General features: G+C 70.3%; 17 protein-coding genes. 13 read left to right on the top strand and 4 right to left on the bottom strand.

Features of this window, described 5'->3' with window-relative positions:
• Nucleotides 1–84: 84 nt before the first annotated feature.
• Together ACGH52_RS12440 and ACGH52_RS12435 are read left to right on the top strand one after the other, a co-directional pair.
• A complete protein-coding gene (locus ACGH52_RS12440) occupies nucleotides 85–1,695 on the top strand; it encodes an MFS transporter (protein WP_076974155.1) in 1,611 nt (536 codons plus the stop codon).
• 254 nt (nucleotides 1,696–1,949) lie between these two features.
• Nucleotides 1,950–2,258: a small hydrophobic protein gene (locus ACGH52_RS12435; protein WP_076974154.1), complete on the top strand. Its 309-nt coding sequence runs from the start codon at nucleotides 1,950–1,952 to the stop codon at nucleotides 2,256–2,258.
• A gap of 91 nt (nucleotides 2,259–2,349) precedes the next feature.
• On the opposite strand, the gene aceE is transcribed toward ACGH52_RS12435, so the two are convergent.
• The gene (aceE, locus tag ACGH52_RS12430) at nucleotides 2,350–5,106 is read right to left on the bottom strand and encodes a pyruvate dehydrogenase (acetyl-transferring), homodimeric type (protein WP_210978095.1); all 2,757 of its coding nucleotides are present in this window, start codon (nucleotides 5,104–5,106) and stop codon (nucleotides 2,350–2,352) included.
• A 423-nt stretch (nucleotides 5,107–5,529) separates the two neighbouring features.
• Between aceE and ACGH52_RS12425 the strand changes: the two genes are divergently transcribed.
• From ACGH52_RS12425 to ACGH52_RS12400, 6 genes are all read left to right on the top strand, one after another.
• Nucleotides 5,530–5,967 carry a DUF3052 domain-containing protein gene (locus ACGH52_RS12425; RefSeq protein ID WP_007449195.1) on the top strand — a complete coding sequence of 146 codons (438 nt, stop codon included), beginning with the start codon at nucleotides 5,530–5,532 and terminating at the stop codon, nucleotides 5,965–5,967.
• 146 nt (nucleotides 5,968–6,113) lie between these two features.
• A complete protein-coding gene (locus tag ACGH52_RS12420; protein WP_076974152.1) occupies nucleotides 6,114–6,572 on the top strand; it encodes a peroxiredoxin in 459 nt (152 codons plus the stop codon).
• 141 nt (nucleotides 6,573–6,713) lie between these two features.
• Nucleotides 6,714–7,289, top strand: a complete 576-nt coding sequence (locus tag ACGH52_RS12415) for a calcium homeostasis/redox stress adaptation protein (protein WP_052842815.1) — start codon at nucleotides 6,714–6,716, stop codon at nucleotides 7,287–7,289.
• Nucleotides 7,290–7,434: 145 nt separating this feature from the next.
• A complete protein-coding gene (locus tag ACGH52_RS12410) occupies nucleotides 7,435–8,010 on the top strand; it encodes a TerD family protein (protein ID WP_121702275.1) in 576 nt (191 codons plus the stop codon).
• Between the two features lie 49 nt (nucleotides 8,011–8,059).
• On the top strand, nucleotides 8,060–9,202 hold the full coding sequence (locus ACGH52_RS12405; protein ID WP_076974150.1) for a DUF475 domain-containing protein: 1,143 nt from the start codon (nucleotides 8,060–8,062) through the stop codon (nucleotides 9,200–9,202).
• Nucleotides 9,203–9,351: 149 nt separating this feature from the next.
• Nucleotides 9,352–10,089, top strand: a complete 738-nt coding sequence (locus ACGH52_RS12400; protein ID WP_059299279.1) for a Tellurium resistance — start codon at nucleotides 9,352–9,354, stop codon at nucleotides 10,087–10,089.
• A gap of 55 nt (nucleotides 10,090–10,144) precedes the next feature.
• Here ACGH52_RS12400 and ACGH52_RS12395 read toward each other — a convergent pair whose 3' ends face one another.
• Nucleotides 10,145–11,140, bottom strand: a complete 996-nt coding sequence (locus ACGH52_RS12395) for a TerD family protein (protein WP_210977383.1) — start codon at nucleotides 11,138–11,140, stop codon at nucleotides 10,145–10,147.
• Nucleotides 11,141–11,347: 207 nt separating this feature from the next.
• Here ACGH52_RS12395 and ACGH52_RS12390 point away from each other — a divergent pair, with 207 nt between their 5' ends.
• From ACGH52_RS12390 to ACGH52_RS12380, 3 genes are all read left to right on the top strand, one after another.
• Nucleotides 11,348–12,514, top strand: coding sequence for an HpcH/HpaI aldolase/citrate lyase family protein (locus ACGH52_RS12390; protein WP_121702277.1), 1,167 nt, complete (start codon nucleotides 11,348–11,350; stop codon nucleotides 12,512–12,514).
• Between the two features lie 79 nt (nucleotides 12,515–12,593).
• The gene (locus tag ACGH52_RS12385) at nucleotides 12,594–15,149 is read left to right on the top strand and encodes a phosphoribosyltransferase (RefSeq protein ID WP_399939060.1); all 2,556 of its coding nucleotides are present in this window, start codon (nucleotides 12,594–12,596) and stop codon (nucleotides 15,147–15,149) included.
• On the top strand, nucleotides 15,149–15,961 hold the full coding sequence (locus tag ACGH52_RS12380) for an HAD family hydrolase (RefSeq protein ID WP_399939057.1): 813 nt from the start codon (nucleotides 15,149–15,151) through the stop codon (nucleotides 15,959–15,961). Before ACGH52_RS12385 ends, ACGH52_RS12380 begins: the two co-directional genes overlap by 1 nt.
• Here ACGH52_RS12380 and ACGH52_RS12375 read toward each other — a convergent pair.
• On the bottom strand, nucleotides 15,879–16,709 hold the full coding sequence (locus ACGH52_RS12375) for a DedA family protein (protein ID WP_399939055.1): 831 nt from the start codon (nucleotides 16,707–16,709) through the stop codon (nucleotides 15,879–15,881). The genes ACGH52_RS12380 and ACGH52_RS12375 overlap by 83 nt on opposite strands.
• Before the next feature lie 132 nt (nucleotides 16,710–16,841).
• Between ACGH52_RS12375 and ACGH52_RS12370 the strand changes: the two genes are divergently transcribed.
• Nucleotides 16,842–17,984 (top strand): sensor histidine kinase, encoded by a 1,143-nt coding sequence (locus ACGH52_RS12370; protein ID WP_171987150.1) that lies wholly within the window; start codon nucleotides 16,842–16,844, stop codon nucleotides 17,982–17,984.
• On the top strand, nucleotides 17,975–18,619 hold the full coding sequence (locus ACGH52_RS12365) for a response regulator transcription factor (RefSeq protein ID WP_059299284.1): 645 nt from the start codon (nucleotides 17,975–17,977) through the stop codon (nucleotides 18,617–18,619). The genes ACGH52_RS12370 and ACGH52_RS12365 overlap by 10 nt, the downstream gene beginning before the upstream one ends.
• A 67-nt stretch (nucleotides 18,620–18,686) precedes the next feature.
• Here ACGH52_RS12365 and ACGH52_RS12360 read toward each other — a convergent pair whose 3' ends face one another.
• Nucleotides 18,687–18,905, bottom strand: a complete 219-nt coding sequence (locus ACGH52_RS12360; RefSeq protein ID WP_011028303.1) for a zinc ribbon domain-containing protein — start codon at nucleotides 18,903–18,905, stop codon at nucleotides 18,687–18,689.
• Nucleotides 18,906–18,960 lie beyond the last annotated feature (55 nt).

Here is an 18,960-nt window from a genome sequence, read left to right as displayed (position 1 = left end):
CAGGCTATACGGCCGATGATTTGTCAGTTACTGACTCGTGAATTGGTTTGTCAACTGTCAGTGGCTGTCATTAGCCTCAGCGGTATGACTAGTCAGACCACCATCGACAAGCCAGGCCCGGGTGACGGCACCCCGGCGGGCTCAGCGCCCGCCAAGGGATGGCGCGGCCATCCGTGGGTCACCCTCGTCACCGTCGCGGTCGGGGTCATGATGGTGGCCCTGGACGGCACCATCGTGGCGATCGCCAACCCGGCCATCGGCAAGGACCTCGGCGCCAGCTGGTCCGAGCTGCAATGGATCACCAACGCCTACTTCCTCGCGCTCGCGGTCTCGCTGATCACCGCGGGCAAGCTCGGCGACCGCTTCGGCCACCGGCAGACCTTCCTCATCGGTGTGGCGGGCTTCGCCGCCTCCTCCGGCGCCATCGGACTGTCCGACAGCATCGCGATGGTCATCGTCTTCCGGGTCTTCCAGGGCCTGTTCGGCGCGCTGCTGATGCCGGCCGCGCTCGGCCTGCTGCGGGCCACCTTCCCGGCCGAGAAGCTCAACATGGCCATCGGCATCTGGGGCATGGTCATCGGTGCCTCCACCGCGGGCGGCCCGATCCTGGGCGGCGTGCTGGTCGAGCACGTCAGCTGGCAGTCGGTGTTCTTCATCAACGTGCCGGTCGGTGTCCTCGCCGTGGTGCTCGGCGTCATGATCCTGCTGGACCACCGGGCCGAGAACGCGCCGCGCTCCTTCGACGTCGTCGGCATCGTGCTGCTCTCGGTGTCGATGTTCGCGCTCGTCTGGGCGCTCATCAAGGCCCCCGAGTGGGGCTGGGGTTCCGGACAGACCTGGCTGTACATCGGCGGGTCGGTGGTGGGCTTCATCGTGTTCTCCGTCTGGGAGACCAAGGTGAGGGAGCCGCTGATCCCGCTGGCGATGTTCCGTTCGGTGCCGCTGTCGGCCGGTGTGGTCCTGATGGTCCTGATGGCCATCGCCTTCATGGGCGGCCTGTTCTTCGTCACCTTCTACCTGCAGAACGTGCACGGCATGAGCCCGATCGACGCCGGCCTGCACCTGCTGCCGCTCACGGCGATGATGATCGTCGCCTCGCCGCTGGCCGGCGCGATGATCACCAAGGTCGGCCCGCGCATCCCGCTCGCGGGAGGCATGGTGTGCACCGCGGTCGCCATGTACGGCATGTCCACCCTGGAGACGGACACCGGCAGCCTGGCGATGTCCGTCTGGTTCGCACTGCTCGGTCTCGGTCTGGCCCCGGTCATGGTGGGCGCCACGGAGGTCATCGTGGGCAACGCGCCCATGGAGCTGTCGGGTGTCGCGGGAGGTCTCCAGCAGGCCGCGATGCAGATCGGCGGCAGCCTGGGCACGGCCGTCCTGGGCGCCGTGATGGCCTCCAAGGTCGACAGCGACCTGGCGGGCAACTGGGCCGACGCGGGCCTGCCCGAGCTCACCCCCGCCCAGGAGGAGCTGACGGGCCAGGCCGTGCAGCAGGGCATCGCACCGGTGCCCGAGGGCACTCCGGCCCAGGTCGCCGAGAAGATCGCGGACGTCGCCCACGACACCTTCATCTCCGGCATGAGCCTCGCCTCGCTCGTCGCCGCCGGGGTCGCGGTCGTGGCGGTGTTCGTCGCCTTCCTCACCAAGCGGGGCGACAACGCGGAGGCGGGCGCGGGCGTGGGCCACATCTGATCCACGCCGGTCCCTGAACGGGTCCTCGGGCCCCGGCCCCGTCGCCCTGGTTCCTCCATCAGGGTGACGGGGTCGGCGAACCCTCCCCTCCGCCGGACACCGCAGGTCACAGTGGGTCAGGTCCGCCGCAGGGCACGGAGGGCGCGAGGCTGCGGCGCGCTGCCGGAGGGGGGCGGCGCGCAGGCAGCATGGGCGAAGCAGGCATGACACGCCACACGGGGGTACCCGAACTCCACGGAGAGTTCAGGGAGTTGATGATGGCGAGCTTCGGACAGGGATCGCGCAGGCACCCCCGCTCACGTGGCCGGACGTGGTCACGGACCGGGCCGGACCGCGCGACCCTCGCGATCGTCGGAGTCGTCTGCGCGGTCGCCGGTTTCTTCGCACTGGGGATCGTCCTCGGTCCCGCGGCGATCGTCTGCGGCTGGCTCGCGATGGGCCGCGGCTGGGCGGGGCCCCGCCCGGTCCCGGCCGTGGTCGCCCTGGTCCTCGGAGCCATCGACACGCTCCTGGCACTCATCGGGCTCATCGGAGCGACGACTCCGGGCTACGGCATGTTCTAGCCGTACCGCGGCATCACCTGTCGCCCGGATGTTCCCACCCCCGCCCATTGCGGACGGGGGTGAGCCATGTACGGCGCCGGCCGGGTACGCCCTACGCGTCCCCGCCGGCCACGCCCGGGTCCGCCGCCGTCACGTCGAGCAGCCGGTACCGGTCGATCGCCTGCTTCAGCACCGACCGGTCGACCTTCCCCTCCCGGGCCAGCTCGCTCAGCACGCCCACCACGATCGACTCCGCGTCGATGTGGAAGAACCGCCGCGCCGCCCCCCGGGTGTCCGCGAAGCCGAACCCGTCCGCGCCCAGCGACTGGTAGGTCCCCGGCACCCAGCGCGCGATCTGGTCCGGCACCGACCGCATCCAGTCGGACACCGCCACGAACGGCCCCTGGGCGCCCGCCAGCTTGCGCGTCACGTACGGGACCTGCTGCTCCTCCTCGGGGTGCAGCAGGTTGTGCTCCTCGCAGGCCACCGCCTCGCGCCGCAGCTCGTTCCAGGAGGTCGCCGACCAGACGTCGGCACGCACGTTCCACTCCTCGGCGAGGATGCGCTGCGCCTCCACGGCCCACGGCACCGCGACACCCGACGCCAAGATCTGCGCCGGGACGGAGCCGCCCGTGCCCTCGCTGAAGCGGTACACGCCCTTGAGGATGCCCTCCACGTCCACGTTCTCCGGCTCGGCCGGGTGGCGGATGGGCTCGTTGTAGACGGTGAGGTAGTAGAAGACGTCCTCGCCGTGCGGGTGCCGCTCGTCCGCGCCGTACATCCGGCGCAGCCCGTCCTTGACGATGTGCGCGATCTCGAACCCGAAGGCGGGGTCGTACGCCACGCACGCCGGGTTGGTCGAGGCCAGCAGCTGGGAGTGGCCGTCGGCGTGCTGGAGGCCCTCACCGGTCAGCGTCGTACGGCCGGCGGTCGCGCCCAGCACGAAACCGCGCGACAACTGGTCGCCCATCTGCCAGAACTGGTCGCCGGTGCGCTGGAAACCGAACATCGAGTAGAAGACGTAGACCGGGATGAGCGGTTCGCCGTGCGTGGCGTACGCCGAGCCCGCCGCGATCAGCGAGGCCGTGCAGCCGGCCTCGGAGATGCCGTCGTGCAGCATCTGCCCGTTCGGCGCCTCCTTGTAGGCGAGCAGCAGATCGCGGTCCACGGACTCGTACTGCTGCCCCAGCGGGTTGTAGATCTTCGCGCTCGGGAAGAACGAGTCCATGCCGAACGTGCGGTACTCGTCCGGCGCGATCAGCACGAACCGCTTGCCCAACTCCTTGTCCCGCATGAGGTCCTTGAGCAGCCGCACGAAGGCCATCGTCGTCGCGATGGACTGCTGGCCGGACCCCTTCTTCACGGTCGCGTACGTCTTGTCGTCGGGCAGCGGCAGCGGTTTCGACCGGACGACCCGGGTCGGCACATACCCGCCGAGCCCCAGCCGACGGTCGTGCATGTACTGCATCTCCTCGGTGTCCCGGCCCGGGTGGTAGTACGGCGGCGGCCCGGACTCCAGCTCCTTGTCGGAGATCGGCAGGTGCAGCCGGTCGCGGAAGCGCTTGAGGTCGTCGACCGTCAGCTTCTTCATCTGGTGCGTGGCGTTGCGGCCCTCGAAGTTGGGGCCCAGCGTCCACCCCTTGATCGTCTTGGCCAGGATGACCGTCGGCTGGCCCTTGTGCTCCAGCGCCGCCTTGTACGCCGCGTAGATCTTGCGGTGGTCGTGGCCGCCGCGGCCCAGGTGCAGGATCTGGTCGTCGGTCATGTTCTCGACCATCGCGCGCAGCCGGTGGTCGTCGCCGAAGAAGTGGTCACGGATGTAGGCACCGGACTCCGTGGCGTACGTCTGGAACTGGCCGTCCGGGGTGGTGTTCATGCGGTTGACCAGCACGCCGTCGCGGTCCTGGGCCAGCAGCGGGTCCCAGGTGCGGTCCCAGACCAGCTTGATCACGTTCCAGCCGGCACCCCGGAAGATCGACTCCAGCTCCTGGATGATCTTGCCGTTGCCGCGCACCGGGCCGTCCAGGCGCTGGAGGTTGCAGTTGACCACGAAGGTCAGGTTGTCCAGGCCCTCCCGGGCGGCGATGGACAGCTGGCCCAGCGACTCCGGCTCGTCCATCTCGCCGTCGCCGAGGAAGGCCCACACGTGCGACTTCGACGTGTCCGCGATCTCGCGCGCGTGCATGTAGCGGTTCATCCGGGCCTGGAAGATCGCGCCGATCGGGCCGAGGCCCATGGAGACCGTCGGGAACTCCCAGAAGTCCGGCATCGAGCGCGGATGGGGGTACGAGGACAGCGCGTTCGGCGCCTTGGACTTCTCCTGGCGGAAGCCGTCGAGGTGCTCCTCGCTGAGCCGGTCCAGCAGGTACGCGCGCGCGTAGATGCCCGGCGAGGCGTGCCCCTGGAAGAAGACCTGATCGCCGCCGTCGCCCTCGTCCTTGCCCCGGAAGAAGTGGTTGAAGCCCACGTCGTACAGCGAGGCGGAGGAGGCGAAGGTCGCGATGTGACCGCCGACGCCGATGCCGGGCCGCTGCGCGCGCGAGACCATCACCGCCGCGTTCCAGCGGGTGGCGTTGAGGATCTTGCGCTCGATCTCCTCGTTGCCGGGGAAGAACGGCTCGCTCTTGGTCGGGATGGTGTTGACGTAGTCCGTGCTGCGCATCTCGGGCACGGCCACGCGCTTCTCGCGGGCCCGCTCGATCAGCCGCAGCATCAGGTACCGGGCCCGCTCCCGGCCGCGCTCGTCGACGGCGGCGTCGAGGGAGTCGAGCCACTCCTGGGTTTCCTCGGGATCGAAGTCAGGTACCTGACTCGGAAGGCCGCCAATGATGATCGGACTGCGATCACTGCGATCGGATGCGGAAGCCACGCTGTTCCTTCGCTGTCAGAGGGCCGTTTTTCCGGGTGTCCATCCGGGTTTCTCCCCGGTTTCCTTCCGGGTGTCTGCGCCGATTCCCCCGCCGGTTCCCCATCGTGTACCTCGCGGGGGCGATCGTCATCTGTACCGTGGGGTAACCGGTTCTCCCGTGAGGATCGGGGGCACGTTCATTCGAGTCTCGTACCCACACATGGTTCCCAAATACGCAAACGGGGCAGATAGGTGTGGTGTACGTCACCCTTCGGGCTGGACGGCATGGCTGGAGTTGCGGCGACACGGCCGGGATCGTCACCGTTTCGGCGGTCCCAGACGCCGGGTACTTGCGCGATCCGTCCCGCCCGTGTGGACTACGGCCAAGCTTCGCGCACGCGCGTGGCTGAAGACATCTACCGAAACATGATCAGGAGGCAACCCGTGAGCGCGACCGCGGACCACGCGGAGGAGCGGACGAACCCTGCCGCCAGGCTGGGTTTCCAGCCCGGGCAGGTGGTCCAGGAGATCGGCTACGACGACGACGTCGACCAGGAGCTCCGCGAGGCCATTGAGGGCGCCGTCGAGGGCGAGCTGGTGGACGAGGACTACGAGGACGTGGCCGATGCCGTCGTGCTGTGGTTCCGTGACGACGACGGCGACCTGACGGATGCGCTGGTGGATGCCACCACGTACATCGAAGAGGGCGGGTCGATCCTCCTTCTCACGCCGAAGACCGGCCGTGACGGTTACGTCGAGGCCAGTGACATCTCGGAAGCCTCGACGACCGCCGGACTGACGGCGTCCAAGAGCGTCAGCGTCGGCAAGGACTGGAGCGGCAGCCGACTGGCGACGCCCAAGGCCGCCAAGTCCAAGCGGTAGCCCGCCGGGCTCCGTGACACTCCGGACCCCGGACGGGCCGGCAGCCGACCGCTGTCGGCCCGTCCGCGGGTCCGTGACCGTCCCTGCGTAGGGTGTTCCCAGCGCATCATTCACGGAGAACTTCCTGCGGAAGGGACGAACGGAACATGGCGATCCAGGTCGGCGACAAGGCCCCCGACTTCGAGCTCAAGGACAACCACGGCGCGACCGTCCGGCTGTCCGAGTTCCGCGGCCGCAAGAACGTCGTGCTGCTCTTCTACCCCTTCGCCTTCACCGGTGTGTGCACCGGCGAGCTGTGCGAGGTGCGCGACAACCTGCCGCAGTTCGCCGACCGCGACACCCAGGTGCTCGCCGTCTCCAACGACTCCATCCACACCCTGCGCGTCTTCGCCGAGCAGGAGGGCCTGGAGTACCCGCTGCTGTCCGACTTCTGGCCGCACGGCAACGTCTCGCGCGCCTACGGCGTCTTCGACGAGGACAAGGGTTGCGCCGTCCGCGGCACCTTCGTGATCGACCAGGAGGGCGTCGTGCGCTGGACCGTGGTCAACGGTCTGCCGGACGCCCGCGACCTGAGCGAGTACGTGAAGGCGCTCGACGCCCTGTGAGCGGTGCCCGCCGGGCCGACACCACGTGATTTGTCGGCTCCGGGGACTGCGGGGCGCGGGAACCCGTCACTAGGATCGACTCGTTGATCCGATATCCACGCACTACGGGGCACCCCGCCCCTGGACACCAATGGAGGACTCGTGGGAGTCAGCCTCAGCAAGGGCGGCAACGTTTCGCTGACCAAGGAGGCCCCCGGCCTGACCGCGGTCATCGTCGGTCTGGGGTGGGACATCCGCACCACGACCGGGACCGACTTCGACCTCGACGCCAGCGCGCTGCTGCTGAACAGCGCCGGCAAGGTCGCCAGCGACGCGCACTTCATCTTCTTCAACAACCTGAAGAGCCCGGACGGCTCGGTCGAGCACACCGGCGACAACATCACGGGTGAGGGCGAGGGCGACGACGAGCAGATCAAGATCAATCTGGCTACGGTCCCCGCCGACATCGAGAAGATCGTCTTCCCGGTCTCGATCTACGACGCCGAGAACCGCCAGCAGTCCTTCGGCCAGGTCCGCAACGCGTTCATCCGCGTCGTCAACCAGGCCGGCGAGGCCGAGATCGCCCGCTACGACCTGAGCGAGGACGCCTCCACGGAGACCGCCATGGTCTTCGGCGAGCTGTACCGCCACGGTGCGGAGTGGAAGTTCCGCGCCATCGGCCAGGGCTACGCCTCGGGCCTGCGCGGCATCGCCCAGGACTTCGGCGTGAACGTCTGAGCGACTGAGCGACCGAACGGCCGGGGCGAGGGCCTCGGCCGTCCGGGGAGGCCACGGTCTCGACACGTCCGGCGCCGCACGGTTTACGTGCGGCGCCGGACGCGCAGGAAAACCGAGAACCATCACCCGGGGAGGGACCATCACCATGGGCGTCACGCTTGCCAAGGGCGGCAACGTCTCCCTGTCCAAGGCCGCACCGAACCTCACACAGGTACTGGTCGGGCTCGGCTGGGACGCGCGTTCCACCACCGGAGCACCCTTCGACCTCGACGCGAGCGCACTCGTGTGCAGCAGCGGCCGGGTGCTCGGCGACGAGTGGTTCGTCTTCTACAACCAGCTCAAGAGCCCGGACGGCTCGATCGAGCACACCGGCGACAACCTCACCGGCGAGGGTGACGGCGACGACGAGTCGCTGCTGGTCGACCTCGTCAAGGTGCCGGCCCACTGCGACAAGATCGTCTTCCCGGTCTCGATCCACATGGCCGACGAGCGGGGCCAGACCTTCGGCCAGGTCAGCAACGCCTTCATCCGGGTCGTCAACCAGGCCGACGGACAGGAACTGGCCCGCTACGACCTCAGCGAGGACGCCTCCACGGAGACCGCGATGATCTTCGGTGAGCTCTACCGCTACCAGGGCGAGTGGAAGTTCCGTGCCGTGGGGCAGGGGTACGCGTCGGGGCTTCGGGGCATCGCTCTAGACTTCGGAGTCAACGTTTCGTAAAGGCGAGTACGGCGCGGGGGAGCCCCGTACACACACGATTGGGTAGCCAGTGCTTCTGAAAACCTTCGGCTGGTCGTTCGCGGTCACCGCGCTCGGCCTGGTCGCGGCGGTCTTCTACGGGGGGTGGACCGCCTTCGGCATCGTGGCGATCCTCTCCATCCTGGAGATCTCGCTGTCCTTCGACAACGCGGTGGTCAACGCCGGGATCCTGAAGAAGATGAATGCCTTCTGGCAGAAGATCTTCCTCACCATCGGCATTCTCATCGCCGTGTTCGGCATGCGCCTGGTCTTCCCGGTCGTGATCGTGGCGATCAGCGCCCAGCTCGGGCCGATCGAGGCCGTCGACCTCGCGCTCACGGACAAGGACCGCTATCAGGAGCTGGTGACGGACGCCCATCCGTCGATCGCCGCCTTCGGTGGCATGTTCCTCCTCATGATCTTCCTCGACTTCATCTTCGAGGACCGGGACATCAAGTGGCTCGGGTGGCTGGAGCGTCCGCTGGCCAAGCTCGGCAAGGTCGACATGCTGTCGGTCTGCATCGCCCTGATCGTGCTGCTGGTCTCCGCGATCACCTTCGGCGCCCACGCCCACCAGCACGGCGGCGCCCATGTCGACAAGGCGGAGACCGTCCTGCTGGCGGGCATCGCGGGCCTGATCACCTACATGATCGTCGGCGGTCTCTCCGGCTACTTCGAGGACAAACTCGAAGAGGAGGAGGAACGCGAGCACGAGGCCGAGGAAGAGGCCGAGCGCACGGGCAAGCCCAAGTCGGCCGTCAAGCTGGCCGGCAAGGCGGCGTTCTTCATGTTCCTCTACCTGGAGGTCCTGGACGCCTCCTTCTCCTTCGACGGTGTGATCGGCGCCTTCGCCATCACCAACGACATCGTCCTGATGGCCCTCGGCCTGGGCATCGGCGCCATGTACGTCCGTTCGCTCACGGTCTACCTGGTCCGCCAGGGCACCCTCGACGACTACGTCTACCTGGAGCACGGCGCCCACTACGCCATCGGCGCCCTGTCCATCATCCTGCTGGTCACCATCCAGTACGAGATCCACGAGGTCATCACCGGCCTCGTCGGCGTCGCCCTCATCGCCTGGTCCTTCTGGTCCTCGGTGCGCCGCAACAAGCGCCTCGCCGCGGCCGGGGGAGACGGCGACGAGGCGAAGGCGGAGGTCTCATCGGGGGTGTGAACCCCCTGATCCCCGTGGCCGGGCGCGCCCCCGGTGCGCCCATGCCCCTGGTGTGAGCCCGGCCCGGACGAGGAACGCTCTGAGCGGGGCGGCCGACGAGGACGACTCCTCGGGGCCGCCCCGTCGGCGGTGACGAAGGTGGGGCGGGAATGGGTTTCCTGGACGGGCTGTGGCGCGGCCGCGAGTCCGAGTTCGACTCGGGCAGCGCGGCGACCAACTCCATACAACTGACCAAACGGCACAGCCAGGTCTCCCTGACCAAACAGGGCGCGGCGACCGGCAACCTCCGCGTCAACCTCTCCTGGCGGATGCGGACCTCCGACATCTCGGGCGTCCAGCGGGAGAGCCTGCTGCGCCACCCCTTCAAGGCGCTCAAGCCCCCCGAGGTCGTCGGCCACAGCCAGAGCATGGTCAACGTCGACCTCGACCTCGGCTGCCTCTACGAACTCCAGGACGGCACCCGCGGGGTGGTCCAGCCACTCGGCGGCTTCCTGGGCGATGTCAACGCCCCGCCCTACGTCAAGCTCAGCGGCGACGACCGCTTCGGCTCGGCCTCCGGCGAGACGCTCTACATCAACCTCGACCACAAGGACGCCATCAAGCGCCTGCTGCTCTTCGCCTACATCTACGACCAGACCCCCGCCTTCGACCGGACCCACGCCATCGTCACGCTCTACCCGAGCAACGGGCCCCGCATCGAGATCGGCCTCGACGAACGCCATCCGCAGGCCCGGTCCTGCGCCGTGGTGATGATCGAGAACGTCAAGGGCGAGATCCTCGTCCGCCGCGAGGTGAAGTTCGTCTACGGCTTCCAGGGCGAGCTGGACCGGCTCTACGGCTGGGGCCTGCAGTGGGGCCGGGGGCACAAGAGCAAGGTGGAGCGCTGAGCCGCGGCCCGGCCGAACCGCCGGGCCTCCCGCGGCCGGGGGTGCCGCGTGGCGGCTACCGGCCGATGAACTGCGGACCCTGCGGGGGCAGCCGGAAGTCGGGGTCGGGCGCCCCGGTGACCGGCTGCGGATAGCCGTAGCCGGACTGCGCCCCGGTGACCCCGGCCGCCGCGGGAGCCTGCGGATACCCGTACCCGGGCCGGCCGGCGTCCGGCTGGGGGTAGCCGTAGGCGGGCTGGGCCGTCGGCGGCTGCTGCGGATAGCCGTACGCGGGCTGCGCCGGTACGCCGGTGGGCCGCTCCGGCGGCAGGGGCCGCGAGGCCGCAGGGAGGGGCTGCACGGCCGTCGGATGGTCGGGGCCGACGACCTGCGGAGCGGGCATGGACTGGGCGGGCACGGACTGGGCGGGTGTGGGCTGGTCGGGCGTTGCCTGGGACGGTGCGGACGGGGCCGCGGGCGCGGCCGGGGCCGGTTCGGGCCGACGGGCCGACATGGGGTCGTCCGCCCCTTCCGACTCGTCCACCGAGATGCCGAAGTCGGTCGCCAGGCCCTTGAGCCCGTTCGAATAGCCCTCGCCCAGCGCCCGGAACTTCCAGCCGTCCCCGCGCCGGTACAGCTCCCCGCAGATCAGCGCAGTCTCCTGGCCGGTCTCCGGCGTGACGTCGAAGTACGCCAGCGGCTCCGCGTCGGCCGCGGCGTCGTGCAGCAGGATGCGCAGTGACCGGACATGCTCGAAGGGCACGCCGTCCGCCGAGGCGATCAGCAGGATCCGCCCCACGGAGGGCTCGACACCGGACAGGTCCGTCTGGATGGTGTCGGTCAGGCCCTCGGCGACGCGCTTCTTGCCGAGCCGCCAGACCTGACCGGAGGGGTGCCGTGGCTGGTTGTAGAAGACGAAGTCCTCGTCGGAACGCACGCGGTCGTCCGGCCCCAGCAGCAGTGCGGACGCGTCGACGTCGGGGACCCCCTGCCCGGGGTTCCAGCGCAGCACGGCGCGTACCGTGGTGGCTTGCAGCGGGATGTTCGACCCCTTCAGCATCGCGTGCGTCATGCCGTCATCCTGCCCTCTCGGTCCTGGTCACGACAACGCGGGGGCGGGTACCCGGCCCATGTCCGCCCGCCCCGGGTCGCCGTCGTCGACACGGCCGGGTTACCTGGAATTCATGCCCGGTGGGAACCTCCGACATGGATACCTACGTACTATTACCGGCCACCTTTCGACGATTCCAGGTCGCCCAGACACCACGGGGGAGTTTAAATGCGTCATTTCGGACAGATAGCCCCTGATGTACGGAAGCGTCTGTTTCACCAGGAGCCCTGCACCTTCACGGCGGACTCGCCGGCCAGGCTGCTGTCCGCGGCCCTGGGTGCCACGCTCTACAGCCCGGCCACCCGACCGAGCCTCGCCGACGACATCCTGAAGCAGGGTGCGCGCGGACTGGTGTCGATGGTGCTGTGCCTGGAGGACTCGATCGACGACGCCGACGTGCCCGTCGGCGAGGCGAACCTCGTACGCCAGCTCACGGACCTGGAAAAACGTTCCGACGGCGACGTCCCCCTGCTGTTCATCCGGGTCCGCACCCCCGAGCAGATCCCCGACCTCGTAAGCCGCCTCGGCCCGGCCGTGCGGCTGCTGTCCGGATTCGTGCTGCCGAAGTTCACCGAGGAACGCGGCGTGCCCTTCCTGGAGGCGCTCGCCGCCGCCGAGGCCGGCAGCGGCCGCCGGCTCTTCGCCATGCCCGTGCTCGAATCCCCGGACCTGCTGTACCGGGAGTCCCGGGTGCAGACGCTGGAGGGCATCTTCCGGGCGGTCGACAAGTACCGGGACCGCGTGCTCGCCCTGCGGCTCGGCGTGACCGACTTCTGCTCCTCCTACGGGCTGCGCCGAGGCCCCGACATGACCGCCTACGACGTCCAGATCGTCGCCTCCGTGATCGCCGACGTGGTCAACATGCTCGCCCGCGCCGACGGCACCGGATTCACGGTGACCGGGCCCGTGTGGGAGTACTTCCGCGTCCAGGAGCGGATGTTCAAACCGCAACTGCGGCAGAGCCCCTTCCTGGAGGGGCAGGCCGTCGAACTGCGCCAGAAGCTCATCGAGCACTCCATGGACGGCCTGCTGCGCGAGATCTCCCTGGACCGGGCCAACGGCCTGCTGGGCAAGACCTGCATCCACCCCTCGCACGTGCTCCCCGTGCACGCGCTGTCCGTGGTCAGCCACGAGGAGTTCAGCGACGCCCAGGACATCCTGCGGCCCGAACGATGCGGCGGAGGTGTGATGAGGTCGGCCTACACGAACAAGATGAACGAGGTGAAGCCCCACCGCGCCTGGGCCGAGCGGACCCTGCTGCGCGCCGAGATCTTCGGGGTGGCGAACGAGGACATCGGCTTCGTGGAACTGCTCGCCGCCGGACTGGCCGACTGAACACCGGGCGACCGGACGCAAGCGATCCATGACCGACGCCGGGGCCCGTGCCGCGGCGGACAACGGGAGGCACGAGTACATGACCGACAGGGCGCACGCCGAGGGGCACGCCGAAGAGCGCGCCGGAGCATGGTCCGGCAGCTGGGTCGCCGAGCGGCTCGGCGTCGAACTTACCGGCGACGAGGCGCTGACCGGCCTGCTGGGGCTCGCCCTGCGCCGCAACCCCAAGCGGGCGCACCTGCTCGTCTCCAACGTGCTCGGCAAACACGTCCCGCAGTCGCCCTCCGTCGTCTACGGCCACGGCGTCGCCCTCGGCCGACGCGTCCGCGACCTGCTCGGTGCCGACGCCGCCGAACGCGCGGTCGTCCTCGGCTACGCGGAGACCGCCACCGGACTCGGCCACTCCGTCGCCGACGGCCTGGGCCCCGCCCCGTACCTGCACTCCACCCGCCGTCCGGTCACCGGGGTCGCCCGGGCGGGCGGCTTCGAGGAGTCCCACTCGCACGCGACCTCCCACCTCCTGCTGCCGGAGGACCCCGCGCTGCTGGCCGGGGACGGGCCACTGGTCCTCGTCGACGACGAGTTCTCCACCGGCAACACGGTGCTCAACACCGTCCGCGCCCTGCACGAGCGCTATCCCCGCACGCGGTACGTCGTGGTGGCCCTGGTCGACATGCGCTCGCCCGCGGACGCCGGGCGGCTGGACGACCTCGCCCGGGAGATCGGCGCCCGCGTGGACCTGGTGACCACCGCCTCCGGCACCGTCCGGCTGCCCCCGGGAGTGCTGGAGAAGGGCCAGGAACTGGTCGCCCGCCACGAGGCGGCGGCCACGGACCCGACCGAGCATCCGGCCACGGACCCGACCGAGCATCGGGTCACGGATCCGACCGTGGTTCCGACCGGTCGGGCCTCTGCCGCGGCGACGTCCGGAGTCGTCCGGCGCGTGGAGCTGCACTGGCCCCGCGACGTGCCCGACGGCGGACGGCACGGCTTCACCGGGGCCCACCGCGCCCGGCTGGAGGCCGCCCTGCCCGCCATGGCGGCGCGGATCGCCGAGGCGCTGCCCGCCGGGGCCCGCCGCGTCCTCGTCCTCGGCTTCGAGGAACTCATGTACGCCCCCCTGCGGCTGGCCCACGCGCTGGAGCAGGCCGTCGGCGGCGATGTCGCCGTGCGCTACTCCACCACCACCCGCTCTCCCGTCCTCGCCGTCGACGACCCCGGCTACGCCATACGCACCCGCCTGGTCTTCCCCGCGCACGACGACCCGGCCGACGGCCCCGGCGAGCGCTACGCCTACAACGTCGCGGGCGCCGGCTTCGACGCCGTCGTCGCCGTCGTCGACTCGGCCGCCGACACCGCCGCGCTGCACGCCCCGGACGGGCTGCCGGCCACACTCGCCGCCCACGTCCCGCACGTCCTGCTCGCGGTCGTCCCGTCGTACGTCCCGCGCCCTGCGCACGCCCCCGAAAGGCCCTCCATGCTGCCCGAGCCCCTGCGCGGCCCCGACTTCTCCTCGTACGCGCCCGACGAGGTGGGCTGGCTGCTCCAGGACCTCTCGGACGTGACGCTGGAGGCGCCGACCGAGGAGCGCGAGGAGGCGATCCAGAGCGGCGGCGCGCACTACGCCGAGTCGCTGCCCGTGGAGTACCAACCCAGCGAGCAGTACCAGCAGTTGTTCCACGCGGCGCTGGAGACGTCCGCCGCACGGCTGGCGCGCGCCGTCGGCGCCGTCACCGAGATCGTCCTCGCGGAACGGTCGCCCCGTCCCGTCCTGGTCTCCCTCGCCCGCGCGGGCACCCCCGTCGGCGTCCTGATGCGCCGCTGGGCGCAGTACCGCCATGGTCTCGACCTCCCTCACTACGCCGTGTCGATCGTCCGGGGCCGCGGCATCGACGCCAACGCGCTGCGCTGGCTGGCCGACCACCACGACCCCGCCGACGTCGTCTTCGTCGACGGCTGGACCGGCAAGGGCGCCATCACCCGCGAACTCGCCGCCGCCCTGAGCGCGTTCGAGGCCTCCGACGGCATCACCGGCTTCGACCCGGAGATCGCCGTGCTGGCCGACCCCGGCTCCTGCGTGCGCACCTACGGCACCCGTGACGACTTCCTCATCCCCTCCGCCTGCCTCAACTCCACCGTCTCCGGACTGATATCCCGCACCGTGCTCCGCGCCGACCTGGTCGGCCCGCACGACTTCCACGGCGCGAAGTTCTACCGGGAACTCGCGGGCGCCGACCTGTCACCGGCCTTCCTCGACGCCGTCTCCGCCCGCTTCCCCGAGGTCACGGACACGGTCGACGCCCAGGTGAAGGACCTCCTCTCCGCCGACCGCGCCCCCACCTGGGAAGGCTGGGCCGCCGTCGAGCGCATCAGCGAGGAATACGGCATCCACGACGTGAACCTCGTCAAGCCCGGCGTCGGCGAGACCACGCGGGTGATGCTGCGCCGCGTCCCGTGGAAGGTGCTGGCGCGGGCCGGCGCCGGCGCCGACCTGGACCACGTCCGCCTGCTGGCCGAACAGCGGGGCGTGCCCGTGGAGGAGGTCGCCGACCTCCCGTACACCTGCGTCGGTCTGATCCACCCCCAGTACACGCGGGGCGCCACCGGCGCCGACGGCAAGGCGGTGACGCTCTGATGCCGGTGCTCGTCGCCAGCGACCTCGACCGCACGCTCATCTACTCCGCGGCCGCCCTCGGACTGACCATGCCCGACCTGAGGGCACCCCGGCTGCTGTGCGTGGAGGTCTACGAGAGCAGACCCCTCTCCTACCTGACCGAGACGGCCGCCCAACTGCTGACCGACCTCGGCGACTCGGCCCTCTTCGTGCCCACCACCACCCGGACCCGCAAGCAGTACCAGCGGATCAACCTCCCCGGTCCGCCGTCGAAGTACGCGATCTGTGCCAACGGCGGCCACCTGCTGGTGGACGGCGTCTCCGACCCCGGCTGGCACGCCCGGGTGACCGCACGGCTGGCCGACGAATGCGCCTCGCTGGCCGAGGTCCGCGACCACCTGATGAACACCGCCGACCCGCTGTGGGTGCGCAAGCACCGGGTCGCCGAGGACCTCTTCGCCTACCTGGTCGTCGAACGCGACCTGCTGCCCCAGGACTGGGTGAAGGAACTCGCCGTGTGGGCCGAGAACCGCGGCTGGACCGTATCCCTCCAGGGCCGCAAGATCTACGCCGTCCCCAAACCGCTCACCAAGAGCGCCGCCGTGCACGAGGTCGCCCGCCGCACCGGAGCCGAACTCACCCTCGCCGCCGGGGACTCGCTCCTCGACGCCGACCTGCTCCTCGCCGCCGACCACGGCTGGCGCCCGGGCCACGGCGAACTGGCCGACTCCGGCTGGACGGCCCCGACGATCAGCGCCTTGCCCGAGCGCGGCGTCCTGGCCGGTGAGCGGATCCTCCGTGAGTTCCTGCGGGCGGCGGGCCCGGCTCGCTGAACCCGCCGTCCGGGTACCCGGCACCGCCCCCGGTGCCGGGACGGCCGTCGTCGTCGGCCGGCGGCCGTATGTCCTGCCGCCCGTCGTCCCCGCGGCCCCGCCGCCGGTGACCTGCGCCCGGCCGCAGCAGACGCATGCCGATGAAGACCACCAGCGCCAGGGCGGCCGCCGCGAGGATCACCTTCGAGTAGGTGGAGGCGATGCCCGAGACCTCCGACCAGTTGTCCCCCAGCGCGTAGCCCGCGAGGACGAACACCGTGTTCCAGATCGCGCTGCCCAGCGTCGTCAGGGCGAGGAAGACGGGCAGCCGCATCCGCTCCACGCCCGCCGGTACGGAGATCAGGCTGCGGAATATGGGGATCATCCGGCCGAAGAACACCGCCTTGGTCCCGTGCCGGAGGAACCACGCCTCCGTCTTCTCTATGTCGGACACCTTCACCAGCGGCAGCTTCCCCGCTATCGCCACCGTGCGGTCCCGGCCGAGGAGGGCACCGATCCCGTACAGGGCGAGCGCGCCGATCACCGAACCCGCGGTCGTCCACAGCAGGACGGCGATCAGGTTCATCCGGCCGGAGCTGGCCGCGAACCCGGCGAGCGGCAGGATCACCTCGCTCGGCAGGGGAGGGAAGAGATTCTCCAGAGCGATGGCGAGACCGGCGCCGGGGGCGCCGAGGGCGTCCATGAGGTCGTTGATCCACTGCGGTGCCGCACCGCTGTCGGCGGCCGGCTGCGCTGCGATGGCTGTCATGACGACCACGCTAGAAAACCGCGGCTGAAGGGACCCTGAGGAAGACCGCACGATCGACTGCGGTACACCGCAGGCGGGAATTGCGGTTTTCCGCAGTGTGCGCGGCCAACTCGCCCGGCTAGCCTCGCGATCATGCGAAACATGGCGCGACGTGCAGTGCGGTGCGGGGTGGGCCTCATCATGGGGACCGCCGCGGCCGCCGTCGAGCTGCTCTTCGCCCTGCTGGCCGGTGCGGCCCTGCTCCCGGTGGCGGCCTGGCCGGACGGGCGCCGTGCCGTACTGCGCCCGGTCCTCGCGTGCGCGCGGATCCTGGCGGAGCTGGAGCGGGCCCGGCTGCGGATGTGGCTCGACCTCCGCGTCACACCCGCGTACGAGGACGTGCGGGCGCTGCGGTACGTCGCCTGCCGCTGGACTCTGGGCGTCCTGGGCGGGGTCGTGATGCTGACGGCCGCCATCGGCCTGGCGTACGGCACGTTCGGGCTGTACGGCTGGCTCCTGCTGGACGGCATACGCAACCCCGGTTCACTGGTGCTGGGCAGTCTGGGCGGCTTGTTCCTCGTGTTCCTCGCCGTGCAGGGAATATTCGGGGTGGCCGGACTGGAGGGGCAGCTGGCGCGGCATTTCCTCGGTCCGCGCCACCAGGAGGAGCTGGAGCGCCGGATCGCCGAGCTGTCCGCCAGCCGCGCCGCGGTCGTCGACGCCGTGAACGACGAGCGGCGCCGCATTGAGCGGGACCTGCACGACGGTGTGCAGCAGCGCCTCGTCGCCCTCGGCATGCTGCTGGGCCGGGCCCGCCGCAGTCAGGACGCCGACCGCCGGGACCGGCTGCTGGGCCAGGCGCACGACGAGAGCCGCCGCGCCCTGGACGAGCTGCGCGAGGTGGCCTGGCGGATCTACCCGACCACGCTGGACGAGGCGGGGCTGCGCGCGGCCCTGGAGACGGTGGCCGAGCGGGCGTCCGTACCGGTGGGAGTGGAGTACGACCTCGCCGAGGAGCCCGAGCAGGCCGTTGCGACCGTCGCGTACTTCGTGGTCTGCGAGGCGGTCACGAACGCGGTCAAGCACGCGGCGCCGTCCCGTATAAGCGTCGCGGTCAGAGCAGAGGAGAGACGGATGTACGTGAGCGTGCGGGACGACGGTTGCGGCGGGGCGAACGCCGCGGGCAGCGGACTGTTCGGGCTCGCCCGGCGCGTCGCCGCCCTCGACGGCAGCCTCAGCGTGGTCAGCCCACCGGGAGGGCCGACCCTCGTGGCCGCGGAGCTGCCATGCGGCTGATCCTCGCCGAGGACTCGACCCTGCTGAGGGAGGGGCTGGTGCGGCTGCTGGCGGAGGAGGGGCACGAGGTCCTCGCGGCCGTCGGCAACGCCGAGCTGCTGCTGAAGGCGGTCGCCGAGGACCCGCCGGACGTCGTTGTCGCTGATGTCCGGATGCCGCCCACGCACACGGACGAGGGCTTGCGCGCGGCCTTGGAGATACGCGCGCGGTGGCCGGAGGTCGGAGTGCTGGTCCTCTCGCAGTACGTGGAGAAGCGGTACGCGACCGAGCTGCTCACCGGAGAGACGGAAGGAGTGGGATATCTGCTCAAGGATCGGGTGGTCCAGGTCGACGAGTTCCTGGACGCACTGGAGCGGGTCGCCGCCGGACGCGCCGCGTTCGACCCGGAGGTGGTCCGACAGCTGCTCGGCCGCACGACACACACCGACCTGCTCGCCCGGCTCACCGTGCGGGAGCGGGACGTGCTGGCCGAGATGGCGCAGGGCCACACCAACGCAGCGATCGCGCGCCGGCTGCACATCTCGCAGAGCGCGGTGGAGAAGCACACCAACGCGATCTTCGACAAGCTGGAGCTGACGGGAGGTGAGGGGTATTCACGCAGGGTGCTGGCCGTGCTGCGCTACCTGGGCAGCTGACCGAAGCCCAAGCGCCCCGACAGGGGAGGAGCCGAAAGAACCCGACCGGAGCGGGAGAGAGCCGCCCTCAGCCGCAGCAGCCGCCACCGCAGCAGCCGCCACCGCCGCCACCGCCCGACGACGGTGCCGGCGCGGAGGCCGAACCGCCGACCGCGACCGTCGACAGCAGCTTCACCGTGTCGTCGTGGCCCGCCGGGCAGGCGGCCGGAGCCGAGGACTCGGCCATCGGACGGCTCAGTTCGAAGGTGTCGCCGCAGCTGCGGCAGCGGTACTCGTAGCGAGGCATGCGCACAGATTAACCGGCACCGGTCGGCCGAGGGGCCTGGTTGCCCGGTGGTCCC

This window comes from Streptomyces sp. BBFR25 (assembly GCF_044590125.1).
GTDB classification, from domain to species: Bacteria; Actinomycetota; Actinomycetes; order Streptomycetales; family Streptomycetaceae; genus Streptomyces; species Streptomyces canus_D.
The sequence above is the reverse complement of the archived record's forward strand: the minus strand, read 5'-3'. Positions and strand labels throughout refer to the sequence as shown.

Bases quoted from the DNA above. Each gene is read 5' to 3' on its own strand.
- ACGH52_RS12435 (WP_076974154.1), top strand. From the start codon at position 1,950: ATGATGGCGAGCTTCGGACAGGGATCGCGCAGGCACCCCCGCTCACGT.
- ACGH52_RS12360 (WP_011028303.1), bottom strand. From the start codon at position 18,905: ATGCCTCGCTACGAGTACCGCTGCCGCAGCTGCGGCGACACCTTCGAA.
- ACGH52_RS12380 (WP_399939057.1), top strand. From the start codon at position 15,149: ATGCCGGTGCTCGTCGCCAGCGACCTCGACCGCACGCTCATCTACTCC.
- ACGH52_RS12370 (WP_171987150.1), top strand. From the start codon at position 16,842: ATGCGAAACATGGCGCGACGTGCAGTGCGGTGCGGGGTGGGCCTCATC.
- ACGH52_RS12400 (WP_059299279.1), top strand. From the start codon at position 9,352: ATGGGTTTCCTGGACGGGCTGTGGCGCGGCCGCGAGTCCGAGTTCGAC.
- ACGH52_RS12440 (WP_076974155.1), top strand. From the start codon at position 85: ATGACTAGTCAGACCACCATCGACAAGCCAGGCCCGGGTGACGGCACC.
- ACGH52_RS12375 (WP_399939055.1), bottom strand. From the start codon at position 16,709: ATGACAGCCATCGCAGCGCAGCCGGCCGCCGACAGCGGTGCGGCACCG.
- ACGH52_RS12410 (WP_121702275.1), top strand. From the start codon at position 7,435: ATGGGCGTCACGCTTGCCAAGGGCGGCAACGTCTCCCTGTCCAAGGCC.
- ACGH52_RS12385 (WP_399939060.1), top strand. From the start codon at position 12,594: ATGACCGACAGGGCGCACGCCGAGGGGCACGCCGAAGAGCGCGCCGGA.
- ACGH52_RS12365 (WP_059299284.1), top strand. From the start codon at position 17,975: ATGCGGCTGATCCTCGCCGAGGACTCGACCCTGCTGAGGGAGGGGCTG.
- ACGH52_RS12395 (WP_210977383.1), bottom strand. From the start codon at position 11,140: ATGACGCACGCGATGCTGAAGGGGTCGAACATCCCGCTGCAAGCCACC.
- ACGH52_RS12420 (WP_076974152.1), top strand. From the start codon at position 6,114: ATGGCGATCCAGGTCGGCGACAAGGCCCCCGACTTCGAGCTCAAGGAC.
- ACGH52_RS12390 (WP_121702277.1), top strand. From the start codon at position 11,348: ATGCGTCATTTCGGACAGATAGCCCCTGATGTACGGAAGCGTCTGTTT.